The sequence below is a fragment of the Thermodesulfovibrionales bacterium genome, from assembly GCA_035622735.1.
Lineage (GTDB): Bacteria > Nitrospirota > Thermodesulfovibrionia > Thermodesulfovibrionales > UBA9159 > DASPUT01.
The window spans coordinates 1-14,207 of record DASPUT010000179.1; the positions used below are offsets into that span (position 1 = coordinate 1).

The 14,207-nt window shown below is 52.5% G+C and carries 14 protein-coding genes; 10 read left to right on the plus strand and 4 right to left on the minus strand.

What is annotated here, in order from left to right:
• Positions 1 to 114 precede the first annotated feature (114 nt).
• Positions 115 to 768, plus strand: a complete 654-nt coding sequence (locus VEI96_09435; protein HXX58206.1) for a hypothetical protein — start codon at positions 115 to 117, stop codon at positions 766 to 768.
• Here VEI96_09435 and VEI96_09440 read toward each other — a convergent pair.
• Entirely contained in the window at positions 755 to 1,573 is an 819-nt protein-coding gene (locus VEI96_09440) for an AAA family ATPase (GenBank protein ID HXX58207.1), read from the minus strand. The genes VEI96_09435 and VEI96_09440 overlap by 14 nt on opposite strands.
• 9 nt (positions 1,574 to 1,582) lie before the next feature.
• Positions 1,583 to 3,931, minus strand: coding sequence for a tetratricopeptide repeat protein (locus tag VEI96_09445; protein ID HXX58208.1), 2,349 nt, complete (start codon positions 3,929 to 3,931; stop codon positions 1,583 to 1,585).
• Between the two features lie 101 nt (positions 3,932 to 4,032).
• On the opposite strand from VEI96_09445, the gene rpiB reads away from it, so the two are divergent.
• The 3 genes from rpiB to nrdR are packed head-to-tail and all read left to right on the plus strand — an operon-like array spanning position 4,033 to position 6,192.
• Positions 4,033 to 4,515 carry a ribose 5-phosphate isomerase B gene (gene rpiB / locus VEI96_09450; protein HXX58209.1) on the plus strand — a complete coding sequence of 161 codons (483 nt, stop codon included), beginning with the start codon at positions 4,033 to 4,035 and terminating at the stop codon, positions 4,513 to 4,515.
• Entirely contained in the window at positions 4,487 to 5,728 is a 1,242-nt protein-coding gene (gene glyA / locus VEI96_09455) for a serine hydroxymethyltransferase (GenBank protein HXX58210.1), read from the plus strand. The genes rpiB and glyA overlap by 29 nt, the downstream gene beginning before the upstream one ends.
• Positions 5,725 to 6,192: a transcriptional regulator NrdR gene (gene nrdR, locus VEI96_09460; GenBank protein ID HXX58211.1), complete on the plus strand. Its 468-nt coding sequence runs from the start codon at positions 5,725 to 5,727 to the stop codon at positions 6,190 to 6,192. Before glyA ends, nrdR begins: the two co-directional genes overlap by 4 nt.
• A 64-nt stretch (positions 6,193 to 6,256) precedes the next feature.
• Here nrdR and mutL read toward each other — a convergent pair whose 3' ends face one another.
• Positions 6,257 to 7,963 (minus strand): DNA mismatch repair endonuclease MutL, encoded by a 1,707-nt coding sequence (gene mutL / locus VEI96_09465; GenBank protein HXX58212.1) that lies wholly within the window; start codon positions 7,961 to 7,963, stop codon positions 6,257 to 6,259.
• Between the two features lie 187 nt (positions 7,964 to 8,150).
• On the opposite strand from mutL, the gene VEI96_09470 reads away from it, so the two are divergent.
• Together VEI96_09470 and mqnB are read left to right on the plus strand one after the other, a co-directional pair.
• Positions 8,151 to 9,407 (plus strand): glutamate-5-semialdehyde dehydrogenase, encoded by a 1,257-nt coding sequence (locus tag VEI96_09470; protein ID HXX58213.1) that lies wholly within the window; start codon positions 8,151 to 8,153, stop codon positions 9,405 to 9,407.
• A 121-nt stretch (positions 9,408 to 9,528) separates the two neighbouring features.
• Positions 9,529 to 10,233, plus strand: a complete 705-nt coding sequence (gene mqnB, locus VEI96_09475) for a futalosine hydrolase (protein HXX58214.1) — start codon at positions 9,529 to 9,531, stop codon at positions 10,231 to 10,233.
• A 28-nt stretch (positions 10,234 to 10,261) separates the two neighbouring features.
• On the opposite strand, the gene VEI96_09480 is transcribed toward mqnB, so the two are convergent.
• Positions 10,262 to 10,822, minus strand: a complete 561-nt coding sequence (locus VEI96_09480; protein ID HXX58215.1) for a nitroreductase family protein — start codon at positions 10,820 to 10,822, stop codon at positions 10,262 to 10,264.
• A 73-nt stretch (positions 10,823 to 10,895) separates the two neighbouring features.
• Here VEI96_09480 and VEI96_09485 point away from each other — a divergent pair, with 73 nt between their 5' ends.
• From VEI96_09485 to VEI96_09500, 4 genes are all read left to right on the plus strand, one after another.
• Entirely contained in the window at positions 10,896 to 11,420 is a 525-nt protein-coding gene (locus VEI96_09485; protein ID HXX58216.1) for a GDSL-type esterase/lipase family protein, read from the plus strand.
• 170 nt (positions 11,421 to 11,590) lie between these two features.
• Positions 11,591 to 12,412, plus strand: a complete 822-nt coding sequence (locus tag VEI96_09490) for a plastocyanin/azurin family copper-binding protein (protein ID HXX58217.1) — start codon at positions 11,591 to 11,593, stop codon at positions 12,410 to 12,412.
• 176 nt (positions 12,413 to 12,588) lie between these two features.
• Positions 12,589 to 13,410 carry a plastocyanin/azurin family copper-binding protein gene (locus VEI96_09495; protein ID HXX58218.1) on the plus strand — a complete coding sequence of 274 codons (822 nt, stop codon included), beginning with the start codon at positions 12,589 to 12,591 and terminating at the stop codon, positions 13,408 to 13,410.
• A 235-nt stretch (positions 13,411 to 13,645) separates the two neighbouring features.
• Positions 13,646 to 14,207: 1,4-dihydroxy-6-naphthoate synthase (locus VEI96_09500; GenBank protein HXX58219.1), on the plus strand; the 562-nt coding region annotated here is incomplete at its 3' end.

Here is a 14,207-nt window from a genome sequence, read left to right on the forward strand (position 1 = left end):
TCGTACCGAGGACGAGTGCCGAGAAGGTGAATAGTCCCGGATTCGAAATCATCGGTGCGAATAACGTGGAGGATTTCCTTGACATTCTTCTCGGGTAGTGATAGGAGGCGCAGAATGGAGCGTGAAAGGGAAACGAGAGAGAACCGGGCGTTTTGGTTTTTCCCGACCCTCGCCTTTTTCCTATTCGCCGGTTTGCTCTCATGCTCAACAAAAAGGCTCGAAATCCCAGTCTATGAAGGTCTCGACCCGAGGTATGAGTTGGCCAGGAGGGATCGGGTCGAATCGATTCAATCGACCTTCACGATAGAATTCGAAAAAAATGGAGGCATCATAAAGGGGGACGCTGCTCTCAATCTCACGCAGGAGGCGATGGAACTCAGGGTTTATTCCCTCGGATTTCTCGTAGCAGAGGTTATCGCGAACGATACGGTAACAAAGAGCGACCCGCCGATCGAGAAAAGCAGGATTGCGCTGCTCACCGAAGGTCTCAGGAACAGCTTCTTCTGGTGGTCGATCAAGGACTATGATATACGGGAAGAGGAGAAGGTATACCGCGTATGGAATTCCTGGAGGAAGCTTCTCATCAACAAGAAGACACTTCTTCCGGAAAGGCAGATGATAGAGCTTGAAGACGGGAGGGAACTGACTGTCGTCTATGGAGACCCTGAAGACATGGGGGGGGCATGGTTTCCCTCAAGAATGCGCATCGAACTTTCCCGCCACGCAGCAGAGGTGAGAATCAAGACCCTCTCGGTCACTCCCCGGTAAGGCCGAGGTCGATCGCGACTCCCCGGATGACCTTTTCTTCGATCTCCTTTGCTCGCAACAGGTACCCTTCAAGCAACGAGTTGTCGCAGATGGTATTTATGAGGCGTGGTGTCCCGTTGGAGTATTTATATATGGCAGCGAACGCTTCATCAACGAAGACGCTGTGTTCGTTCCCCGCTATCTTCAGCCGATGCTGGATGTACTGTCGCGTATCATCAGCTGAAAACGGCTTCAGGGAGATTTTCATTGCCACCCGCTGTTTCAGAGGCTCATCGAGGGAAAGGACGTCTTCTAAGTCGGACAGCCCGAAGAAGATGAGGTTGAGCATTTTGCCCCCAGGCATTTCCATATTCAGGAGTCCCCTGAACTCTTCCATGAGCTCCTTCGATTTCAGCATCTGCACTTCATCCATGAGGAGAACGGCGGTCTTGCCGCTTTCATTAATCTCCAGGAGTCTTTTGTAAATGAGGCTCAAGAGATCGAGTTTTTCAGCAGGTATCGGGGCGATTCCGAGCTGCATCGCAAATTTCTTGAGGAGCCACTCTGAACTCACTGAGGAATGAATGATAACGAGGAGCGTCGCCTCATAGTTTGTCTCATCCATACCTTCGAGGAGCCGTCGCGCAAGCGTGGTCTTGCCGGAGCCGATATCTCCTATGACGACTGCGAGCCCCTTCTTCGTGTCGATAGCGTATTTGAGCTTTACGAGGGCATTAGAGTATTGTGGACTGTTGTAGTAAAATCTGTTGTCCACGACATTCGAGAAGGGATGCTCTCTCAGGTTATAATATTCGAGGTAATCCATCCTTTTTCGTCAGAGGTACGAGACCCTGTCTTTCTTTTCCTTCACTGGTGACGGGAGCTCGGCCTTCCCGACGATTGTCTTGAGACGGTTGAGTTTTTCGGTAACCTCTCTGAAATTTGAATCCCAGCCGTACACTTCGCTGAATATAGCAAAAGCCTCCTGGACATTCCCATTCTTTTCATAGGCGGAACCGAGGTCGTACTTCGCGCCCCAATAGGAGTCACCACGGGTTTCGATGCCGGCAAGCGCTGTTTTAAAGGAATCGATCGCAAGAGGGAAGAGCCCCTTATCCATGTAACAGATTCCGAGCATGACGAGCGACCTGACGTAGTATTTATGATCCTTCCGTGATAACTGGAACTCCTTTATCGCATCATCGAGGAGTTCCATCTCTTTATAGGCGATGCCGAGGTTGTAGTGTGTTTCAAAGTCTTCCTCTTCGAGTTCTTTTTCGAGCCCTTTCTTGAATTCTGTAAAGATATCGAGGACATCACTGTCGAATTGGGGCTCGGAGGACTCTATTGCCTCAAGGGTATCGGATTCAGGAAGGGTAAACTCCTCAAATTGAAACTCCTCATCTGCATCAACGGCCGCGCCCTCTCCGACGAGGGGAGGCTCGAGCGTATCACCCTGGAGGGAGGCGACCTTCTTCCGCAGCTCCTCATTGTCCGGGAAGAGGTTGAGCAGTTTCTGGTAAATCCTGAGCGCGTCCTGTGAAAGCCCCTGCCGGCCATAGAATTCAGCCTCGGCGATTTCCTCGCTGTAATCTTCGAAATTGGACGACGCAAATTCATCCGGGGCAACGGCAGGCTCACCACCGGGCGGAGAGACCATCTCGGCAAGTCTCGGATCCCCGGGGCGTATCTCGTTAGCCTCCTTTAGGAGTGCTTCTCTTTTTTCGGCCTCGCCCGTTTTCCCATAAAGTTCTGCGAGTATGAGACATTGCGTGACCGCCTGCTCCCTGTCTTCTGTCGCCAAATAAACCGACTTAAGTCTCGTATGGACATCAGCATTATCAGGTTCCTTCGTCTTGAGGTCTTCAAGGATAGCCCTTGCATCTTCAAAGAGCCCGTAGTTCATGAATATCTCTACGTCTTCGAGCAGATCCTCGGAGGACCTCTCTTTATCCGGAGCACCACCCTCAATGCCCATCTGTATTTCCTGCTCTGCGAGTCTCTTCTTGACCTGAAGGTCATCGGGGTGGATCTTTAGCGCCTCGCGGTAATAGCTGAGGGCTTCTTTCCGAAGACCGCTTCCGGAGAGAAACTCAGCGATGGAGAGACTCTCTGCAAATACCGCTTCCGTGTCACCATTTTGACGGTAAAGCGTTAAGAGGAGCTTTCCGACCCCCTCGGGATCGATATCCCTGAATCCTTTTGCAAGATCTATCGCCTCCTGAACCTTTCCGTCGGTCACGAAGGCGTCAACCACGCTGGTATATGATTCCCAGGCTTTACCTCTCTGGCCTGACGCGAGATAGATATCCCCCACGAGCTTGCGTATTTCGGCATCAAAGGGGCGTAATTCAATGGCAGGCGAGAGACAGGAGAGCGCTTCATCAAAGGCACCGATTTTCCCAAGGATTCTAGCGCATCGCTCGAGAGATTCCAGATTGTCAGGGTGAGCTGCAACAGCTTTCTTGGCGTAGCGAACAGCTTTTTCCATGTCACCCGTCTTCTCGAAGGCAGAACTCAGTCCGAGGAGAGCATCCTTATTATCGGGGTGAACATCGAGCACCTTCGAAAAGTATTCTTTCGCCTGTTCCAGATCCTCCCTGTCATCGCAGAGTCGCGCTATGAGGAGATATTCCCGTATGGCATCTGATACGAGACCTTCTTTCAGAAAGAGCCCGGCAACCTTGTCCCTGAGGGGGATGTTGAACGGAGCGAGGGCGAGAATCTTCTCATAGATATGGAGAAACTTATCTTTCTTCATATCCTTTGAAAGGATATCGGCAGCCGAGAGATAATACTTTATCGCGTCTGTGATCAGGCCCTTCGCCTCACTCAGCTCGCCCAATGCCGCAAGGGAGTCGGCATCAGAGGGGTCGATGTTGATTATCTTTTTATAGAGGGCAAGGGCCTTGAGGGAGAACCCCTCGGCCCTGAAGAAATTGGCTGCCTTGTGGAAGTTATCCGTTGCGGATCGTTTTTCGCCTTTCCTGAGATAGAGGTCCCCGATCGTGTTATAGGCATTTGCATCAGGGGCCTCATTTACGAGTCTCTCCCATTCAGCGATAGCCTTGTCGATCTGTCCCTTCGCGAGATACTTCTGAGCTTCCTTTATTATCAGCATCTTGTCGGTCATGCTTACTATGAAAGTATCATAATCGGCAAAATGTGTCAATAAATTAAGCATTCTTAGTCCCCGACATCTCTAGCATTTCTCCCCGGCTGGGGGAGGAAACGAACCTTGACTTCGAGAGAATCTCTTGGATAAGATAACTACCTGAGGACTTGATGACGGTCGTGATAGGTTGTGACCATGCCGGTTTGGAGCTTAAACTCGAGATAATTTCCCTTCTCAAAGAGATCGGGGTGGATTGTCTTGATTCGGGTACTGACAGCCTTCAATCTGTCGATTATCCTGACTTCGGAGAGAGGGTCTCCGACGCGGTCAGTTCGGGTAAGTTCGAGAGGGGAATCCTCATCTGCGGTACGGGAATCGGCATGTCGATCGTGGCGAATAAATTCCCGAATATTCGGGCGTCACTCTGCAACGACCTGTTCGCCGCGAAGATGAGCAGACTTCACAACGATGCAAACATGCTCGTCATCGGAGGCAGGATTGTGGGGAAAGACCTTGCCAGAGAGATTGTGCGGGTGTGGTTTTCAACTCCCTTTGAGGGGGGGAGACACCTGAGGAGACTGGATAAGATAAGGCAGATAGAGGAAAGGATGAGAGGAATAGGAGATGGAGCGGGAAGAACTGCGAATTGTTGACCCTGAAGTGTATGACGCTATCCTGAAGGAGAAGAACAGGGAAAGAGATAAGATTGTCCTGATAGCTTCCGAGAATTATGTGAGCGATGCCGTCCTCGAGGCGCAGGGCTCGATTTTCACCAATAAGTACGCTGAAGGCTATCCCGGGAGGAGATACTACGGCGGATGTGAGTACGCTGACATTGTCGAAAACCTCGCTATTCGTAGGGCACAGGAGCTCTTTGGCGCAGAACATGTGAATGTGCAGCCTCATTCGGGCTCCCAGGCGAACATGGCCGTGTACTTTTCTGTCCTGAAGCCCGGCGATACGATCCTCGGCATGAGCCTGAACCAGGGCGGTCATCTTTCGCACGGCGCGAAAGTTAATTTTTCCGGCCTCATGTTCAAGAGTGTGACCTATGGCGTAGACCGGCACACCGGCCGCATCGATCTGGAAGAGGTGAGAAGGCTTGCTCGAGAGCATAAACCGCAGATGATCGTTGTCGGTGCCAGCGCGTATTCGAGGATACTCGATTTCGAGACGTTCTCTGGTATCGCGGAGGAGGCGGGAGCCCTCTTGATGGCTGATATAGCCCATATAGCCGGTCTGATCGGAGCGGGGGTCCATCCGTCCCCGATACCCTATGCGGACTTTGTCACGACAACCACCCACAAGACCCTCCGGGGACCCCGCGGGGGGATGATTATGTGCAAGGCCGGATACGGCAAAGCGATCGACAAGATGATCTTCCCCGGGATACAGGGAGGGCCGCTTGTTCATGTGATGGCCGCAAAGGCCGTTGCTCTCAGGGAGGCTTTGAGCCCCGCATTCAAGGAGTATCAGATCCAGGTGGTAAGAAATGCGCAGAAGCTCGCTGAGGCGATGATCGGGAGGGGATTTAAAATCATATCGGGAGGGACGGAAAACCATCTCATGCTCGTCGACCTGACCGATAAGAATATAACGGGGAAAGAGGCTGAGGAGGCCCTTGACTTGTCGGGCATCACCGTGAACAAGAACGCCATCCCTTACGATTCTCGGCCTCCCGCAGTGACCAGCGGCATAAGGCTCGGGACCCCCTGCGTGACGACACGGGGGATGAAAGAGTCGGAAATGGTCGAGATAGCATCTATCATCGCGGAGGTCTTGGAGAATAGAAAGAATCCTGACGAAGTGAAGCGCCTCAATCAGCGGGTCAAGACCCTCTGCATGAAATTCCCCATATACGGATGAAGTGTCCTTTCTGTGGAAATCTCGAAGACCGGGTTATAGATTCCCGCACATCCAAAGAGGGAGACGCAATACGGAGGAGACGTGAATGTCTCAAATGCTCGAAGCGTTTCACTTCCTATGAGCGTGTCGACGACGTCGTTCCGATGGTCATCAAGAAGGACAGCATGCGGCAGTCCTTTGATCGGTCCAAAGTCCTGAGCGGTCTCAAGAAGGCGTGCGAAAAGAGACCGATAAGCGTCGAGGCGCTTGAGGCGATCGTGGATTCGATCGAGAAGAAACTCATCGGCATGGGGGTGAAGGAAGTCCCCAGCGCCTGGATAGGCCAAGAGGTCATGAATTCACTGAAGGAAACCGACAAAGTCGCTTACGTGCGGTTCGCTTCCGTATATCGTCAGTTCAAGGATATCAATGAATTGCTCGATGAGGTAAAGAACCTCTTCGAACACGGTTCACCTTCCGAATAGAGAATCGTCTCCCGAAAGCTCACGGAGACATCAATAAAGAATCCTCGACAGGGAACGTATGAGGTCACTTCCTCTTGAACATTTTTTTCAGATCATCGAGAGAGAAGAAGAGCCGTGTCGGCCGGCCATGAGGACATTGATCGGGATGTTCCGTTTTTTCGAGGTCGCTGAGGAGCCGCTGAACCTCTTCGCTGCTGAGTATCTCTTTCCCCCGCACCGATGCGTGACAGGATATCCTTGCAGCGATGGTCTCTCTTAAGGAACTGTCAGGTCTTACCCCCTCTATGAGTGATGCCGCAACATCCGAAAGTATCCCCCGCATGTCCGATTCTTTCAGGGCTTCGGGAAGGCTCCGGATGAGGAGCGTGTTGTGTCCGAAATCATCCACCTCTATGCCCATTTCATCGAGAAGGTCCGTATTCTCGAGAATTATCCTGTATTCCTTATGGGAGAGCATCACCTGCTTTGGAAAGAGAAGGTGATGAGAAGCAGGAGCGATTCCCTTGAGGAAATGTTCATAGAGTATCCTCTCGTGGGCTGCATGGTGGTCCAGGAGCGTGAGACCGCCCTTGCCCGCCATGGCGATGAATGTGTCACCGAGATAAATGAACGGCAGGGACGCTTGATACGGGAGCGCCGAGCCTTCGGAAAAATGTCTGTCCGGCTGCATTGGTGGAATGTAGCGTGAAGGCGCCGACGGTTCCATCTGCCGGATGTTATGACCGAAGGGTCTTTCAAAACCAGGCCGATCAGGTATCTCTCGAAAGGAGGTGACGTATTCGGTCCTTTCCTTTCTCAGGGCTTCCCTGATGCGGCCGGCGACAAAGCGGTGCATCTCATCCTTGTTTTCGAACCTCACCTCACGTTTTGCGGGGTGGACATTGAAGTCGATCTTTTTCGGATTCATATCGATGAAAAGGAAAAAGACAGGATGTCTGGCCTGCGGGAGTATCCCCTCGTAAGCCTGATAGAGCGCGTGAGAGACCGTCTGGTCTTTCACCGGACGCCTGTTTATGAAGATGTATTGATGTGTCTTGCTGTTTCGGTAATTTTCCCCTTTTGTGACGAAGGCAGTCATCGTCGTCCCCTCCGACTCGGCATGGATTTCCGATAATCCCTCGACGAAATCAAGGCCATAGACCTGGGTTATCCTCTCCCTCGGACCCGAGGCCCTGCTCAGGTTCATAGTTTCCTGGTTTTCGGTGAGGAGCCGAAATGCGATGTCTTCATGGGAAAGGGCCTCCTTTGTCACGGAATCGATGATATGATAAAGTTCCGTACCGTCTGACTTGAGGAATTTCTTTCTGGCTGGTGTGTTGAAAAAGAGGTCGCGCACCTCCACGGATGTGCCGCGGGCAGGGAAGTCTCGCGTCTCCGTGACCTCACCGCCCTGAACCTCAATCAGCCTGCCCGAAGGGGAATCCTTAAGCCCCGTCACGATCTTCATCTTTGAAACGGATGCTATAGATGGAAGGGCCTCGCCCCTGAAGCCCATCGTTGTGATGTGAAACAAGTCTTCCTCGTTGCGAAGCTTGGATGTCGCATGGGGATGCAGGCAGAAGAGGGCGTCTTCCCTGTCCATGCCGGTGCCGTTATCGGTCACCCTTACGAGTCCCTTGCCCCCGCGGAGCACCTCCACCCTGATATCCGTGCTCCCCGCATCGATCGAATTCTCGATTAGTTCCTTAACTACTGAAGCCGGTCTCTCGATCACCTCACCGGCAGCAATTTTGTTGCGCAATTCGACAGGCAGGACCTTAATCTCAGGCATGTGACATTGTAAGATTAGTGAGACGGTCAGGTCAAGGATGCGAAACGGGTCACGAAAGAGAGCGAGGGGAAGGCCGTCGCTTGGGATTCATGAATTATCCGGGCCGTAAGGAAGGCGAGATATTGATTATTTACAAATCAATTGGTTATTGTAATTTTGCTGTCACCTCTTTTTCTCCGGAGGCTTTATGGATATAAAGAAGTACGTGTATGATCTGGCTGCCGATGCGAGGGCCGGTGCCAGGTCTCTCGCAAAGGCGTCCTCAGCCCAAAAGAATCTTGCGCTCGGGAAGATGGCCGAGGAACTCAAGAAGAAATCGTCCGAGCTTATCACCGAAAATAAGAAGGATATTGATTACGCCGGGAAGAAAGGGCTTTCGAAGGCTCTTATCGATAGGCTTACCCTGAACGAGAAGCGGATCGGCGAGATGGGACAAGGACTCGCTGAGGTTGTGCAGCTGCCTGATCCGGCAGGCGAGATAATGAGGATGTGGAAGAGGCCGAATGGCATGACTGTCGGCAGGATGCGTGTTCCCATAGGCGTAATAGGCATAATCTATGAGTCGAGACCGAACGTCACCGTTGACGCGACGAGTCTCTGCCTCAAGGCCGGTAATGCCGTCATCTTGCGCGGCGGCTCCGAGGCGATCCATTCGAACAGGGCGATCGTCAAGGTATTGAGGGGCGTGGCAAAAGAGTGCGGGCTTCACGAAGGAGCGATAACCTTCATGGATATCACTGAACGGGACGCCGTCACGGAGATGCTGAAACTCGAAGGCATGATCGACCTCATCATTCCGAGAGGCGGTGAGGGTCTTATCCGGACCGTGACGGAGAATTCGCGCATTCCGGTTCTCAAGCACTACAAAGGGGTCTGCCATGTCTTCGTCGACAGGGACGCGGATTTAAGCATGGCGGAAGAGATATGCTTTAATGCGAAGGTCCAGAGACCGGGCACGTGCAATGCGATGGAGACGATGCTCGTCGATGAGGCGATTGCGGGTGAATTCTTGCCGAAGATGCTCAAGAGGTTTGAGGATGCAGGGGTGGCGCTGAAGGGTTGTCCCAGGACGCGCTCTCTCTTTCCGCATTTAATGGAAATTAAAGACGAGGATTATTATCGGGAATACCTCGATCTGGTCTTGAACGTGAAGATTGTCCGGGACATGGATGATGCCATGGATCACATAGCCCGATACGGTTCGTCACATTCCGATTCTGTCGTCACCATGAACTATGAGAGGGCGATGCGGTTTTTGGCCGAAGTCGATTCATCGGCGGTCCTTGTGAACGCATCGACAAGGCTCAATGACGGTTACCAGTTCGGTCTCGGAGCGGAGATAGGCATTTCGACCGACAAGATACATGCGAGGGGCCCTATGGGTCTGGAGGAGCTCACCTGCAGCAAGTTTATCGTTTTCGGAAGCGGTCAGCTGAGGGAATAGGGCCGGAGAAAATGCATGAAGACAGCGGAACGCGAGTCTCAAAATTTTTCGGCCTGCCTGTCCGCTCTCCAAGATACCCCCGTTACAACGGTGTTATTCTTGTAGGCAAGGTTAGGCAGGAGTGATCGCACTCATATCCTCTATCCCCGAAGAAGGAAAGCATCTCATCACGCAACTCAGAAAGAATTCCGCCATCGGCGGAAAAGCACTCTTCCGGGGTCAGTTATGGGGCAGAGAGATTGCTTATATCACTTCCGGCATCGGCAAAACGAATGCAGCACATGCGACAACCCTCCTTCTCGAAAGGCTTTCGCCTGATCTCGTTATCCTCTTCGGGATTGGCGGTGCTTATCCTGCCGGGGGGCTTTCGATTGGGGACATGGCGGTGGCGGAGAAAGAGATCTATGGCGACGAAGGTGTTCTCGTCAGGGAAGGTTTTCGAGGGGCAGAGGATATCGGTATCCCCCTTTTGAGAAAAGGCAGGAAGAAATTCTTCAACGAATTCCCCTTAGACAGGAGATTTCTTAAGAAGGCGGTCAAGTGTTCCGCTCGGGTCGCTCACGTACGGTCAGGTCCGTTTGTCACCGTCTCGACGTGCACCGGCACCCGCGAAAGGGCACTCGAGCTCAAGGAGAGATTCGGTGCCGTCTGTGAGAACATGGAAGGCGCTTCGGTAGCGCAGATTTGCATGCTCTACGGGATATCGATGGTCGAAATGCGGGGCATAAGCAATATTGTGGAGGACCGAGACAAAAGCAAATGGAATATAAGGCTCGCAGCCGAAAACTGCCAGGGGGCGGTTCAGGAGTTATTGAAAGGGCTCTAGTGCCTGTCCTAAATCTCTATCGCCTGAATTATTTTTCCCACCTCTCGTAAAAGACAATCTCGCTCAGCGGTTTCCTCGGAGGACCAGCGGTCTTTTCTTCCAATGGATACCCCATCGGGAAGAGACCTACCACCCGAATGTGTGAAGGGATATCGAGGAGGTTGCGGACTCCCTCCTCATTGAAGACCCCTACAAAAACGGTCCCGAGTCCGACATCCCGCGCGGCGAGCATGAGGTTCTGGGCCGCTATCCCTATGTCCGTCATGTAATAAGACTGTTCCCAGAGAACTCCCGATTGAGAAGGATCAGCAGAGGCAACGATCACAGCTGGTGCTTCGGCGATCCCCTTTCTTGCAGGGTTCGCCTTATACCCGAGCGGTCCGAAAAAAGACTCGACGTACGAGAGCTCACTGAGTTTCATCCGTGCCGAGGCATCCCTGACGACGATGAACCTCCAACATTGGCGGTTTGCCCACGATGGGGCCTGGCGAACGGCTTCGAGTACGGCTGTGAGTTTTTCTTCTTCGATCGGCCTGTCAGTGAACCTGCGAACGCTCCTCCGCGTTCTTATCGCCTCAAAAGTTTCCATGGTCGCCTCCCTTGTCGTGTTCGTGATGGCTATGTCAAGATGATTATAATATGGAAGGGGACAAAAGACCATCATGAAAAGCAGGCGCATCCTGTTCATAGGAGATTCACTCATCGCATTCTTCGACTGGCAGTCGAGGTTCCCCGACCATGAGATTCTGAACCTCGGGATCGGAGGAGAAACCGTTGAGGGCCTTCTTTCAAGGGTTGAACGAATTATCCGGGGACTGAAATCCCCGGACCTTATCTTTGTGATGATAGGCATCAACAATATCGCAATGGAAGAATTCGATTTTTCTGATTCTTACCGGAAAATCATCAAGAAGCTCTCGGCCGCGTATCCCCGCGCACGTATATACATCCAGAGTATATTGCCGACACTGCTGGAGTGGATATCGAATGATTCTATCAGGCGTGTTAATGATTTACTTCAGGAAGTCGCACGTGAGACAAGAGCCGCATATATCGATATTTCAGGCCGGTTTGTCGGTTTGGAGGGCAACCCGGTGGAAGGTTTTTTCCTTTCCGACGGGACACACCTTAGCCCTGAGGGGTATGCTGTCTGGGCTGAAAAGCTCGAGGAGATAATCGGTGGGTGAGCCCTTACAAAACGTTGACCATAGATGGGTTCCCTTGAGGTATTTGTGAATTTGCGGCAAGCAATTTTTCGCGTTATATTATAGATAAGTGGCGTGTCCTTTGCCTAATCGGGAGGCACGCAAAAAAGGGAGGACGTGAATGGTCACTTGAATGTAGGAGGAGGTGCACCATGAAAATCTCGAGTCTTTTATTTCTCGTTCTGCTGTCTGCCCTCTGTGTTTTTGCCGAAGGTTCCTATGCCGCGACTGTCGATGTATCGATAATAAACTTTTCGTTTCAGCCTCAGGCGGTCTCCGTTACTGTCGGCGACACCGTGCGCTGGACAAACAACGATAGCGGATTTTATGGAGGTCCAATATTGCACTCAACCACGAGCGGGACATCCTGTATTTCTAATAGAATCTGGGATTCTGGCCTTCTGACGTCCGGACAGGCATTTTCATTCACCTTTACCCAACCCGGGGTATACCCGTACTTCTGCTCGATCCACTGTTTCGTCGGCACGGTTACGGTGAATGCCGCTGCAGCAGTCCCGTTGCCGGTGGGCCAGCCGATATTCCCCTATCCTCCGGTAGGCACTCCTGTGGTAAGCACGACGCCTTCCGTGGCTAATCCGGTGGGCATCGGCGCTCTCGCTCAGGGGGGACCGGTGCTTACCGTTCAGCTTGACATCGCGCAGTTTGCGGGCCCTGTCGATATCTATGCCGCGGTTATGGTAACCACGAACCCCCAGATCATCAGTAACGTCAAGCCTGACCTTACCTTTCAGGCTTTCACGGTTCAGCAGGTCCTGCAGGCGCTCGCGACGGGTCAACCACCGGCCGGTGCAGTGCCGCTTATGGCAAATGTGACGACGGCGGTAAACACGACGCTCTTTGCCGGAATTCCTGTATCGAGTCTTTCTCCGGGCACATACACGCTCTTTCTCCTCGTAACGCTCCCGGGGAACCTGAGCAACTTTTACCTCTGGGAAACGACATTTACTATTTGATTTGCGGGACAGGAGGATTTTCATCGCAAAGAGGCGATAGTAACGTTGACCGCTGCTTGAGGGAATATTGCACAGAATGCGTTTCGCGATATAATTCTTGTATGAGGCAGGTTCCTTTTGGATTGCACGGAAAGGAACGGGTATTATCATGATTTTTTGCCTGTCGGAGGTGTAAGATGAAGAAGTCATATCTCTTCTGGGTAACGATAATTTGTCTGTGCCTTTCGGGGGCTGGCGCCCATGCTGCAAACTTTAATGTGTCGATACAGGATTTCCAATTTGTGCCTCCCACCCTCACCATTACTGTTGGAGACTCCGTCACATGGACGAACAACGGGGCATTTTCGCACTCAAGCGTGAGCGGGCCGAATTGCACTGCCAATGGAATATGGAATTCAGGAATCTTGAACCCGGGAGGAGTCTTTCAGCGCACCTTTACGTCTCCAGGGACTTTCCCCTATTTTTGCATCGTAGATTCGCATTGTGCGAGTTTCGGCATGCAAGGAACAATCACGGTGAATACGGCTGCTGCTGCAATCCCGTTGCCGGTGGGTCAGCAAATCTTCCCCTATCCGCCGGTGGTGACCCCTGTTGTGAGTTTAACCCCTTCTCTGGCTAATCCTGTGGGTATCGGCCCTCTGGCCCAGGGGGGAGCTGTGCTTACCGTTCAACTTGACATCGCTCAGTTTGCCGGCCCCGTCGATATGTATGCCGCATACATGGTATCTACAAACCCCCAGGTTATCATTAATGTTATGCCTAATCTGAGCTTTCAGCCCTTCACGATTCAGCAGGTCCTGCAGGCGCTCGCGACTGGGCAACCCCCTGCCGGGGCGGTGCCATTTATGTCAGGCGTGACCACAGCGGTAAATACGACGCTCTTTGCCGGAATTCCCGTATCGAGTCTTCCTCCTGGCACATATACACTCTTTCTCCTCGTGACGTTCCCGGGGAACCTGAGCAACTTTTACCTCTGGGAAACGACCTTTACCATTTGATTTTCAGGACTAGCGCGCTTCACCATCTGACAGGACGGGAAGCATGAGAGCCTTGCGCTTCCCGTCTATTGATGTGCCGCAGAAGTCCCAGAGAATGCCGCTTGTGTTTGTCCCGCTGGAGAATGCATTATAAAAGAAACGATATGAGAGCCGCAGAAGAATCTGGAAGGGAGATCAGGTCGTAAATGTCACGGAGAAATTCGTCAGTCTCCAAGGCGGGCCGGATCGGCAATTTGTGCATCCCGTGAACCTTACCCTCGGCTACTCGCCCTGTCCCAACGATACGTTTATCTTCTATGCCCTTGTCCATCAGAAGATAGATACCGGTAACTTGAGGCTGCGGGAAGTCCTCCTCGATGTCGAGACGCTGAACCGGAAGGCATTGAGGGCCGAGTTCGATATCACAAAGGTCTCGTTTCACGCTTACGGCCATCTCAGGGACGCCTATTCCCTGCTCTCCTCGGGCAGCGCGCTCGGGCGGGGTTGCGGTCCCCTGATCGTGGCAAGATCAAGAACCTCCACCAAAGACCTGAGGGGATTGAAGGTGGCGATCCCGGGCAGACTCACAACCGCCTATCTCCTCCTTCAGCTTTATGACCCCGCGATGACCGGGAATATTGTGGTCATGCCCTTTGACAGGATTCTCGATTCGGTTCAGCGCGGCGATGTCGACGCCGGCCTCATCATTCATGAGTCCCGGTTCACCTATCAAGACCACGGACTCTTTGAGGTTGAGGACCTCGGGAGATGGTGGGAGGGTGAGACAGGGTTGCCGATCCCGCTCGGCTGTATCATCG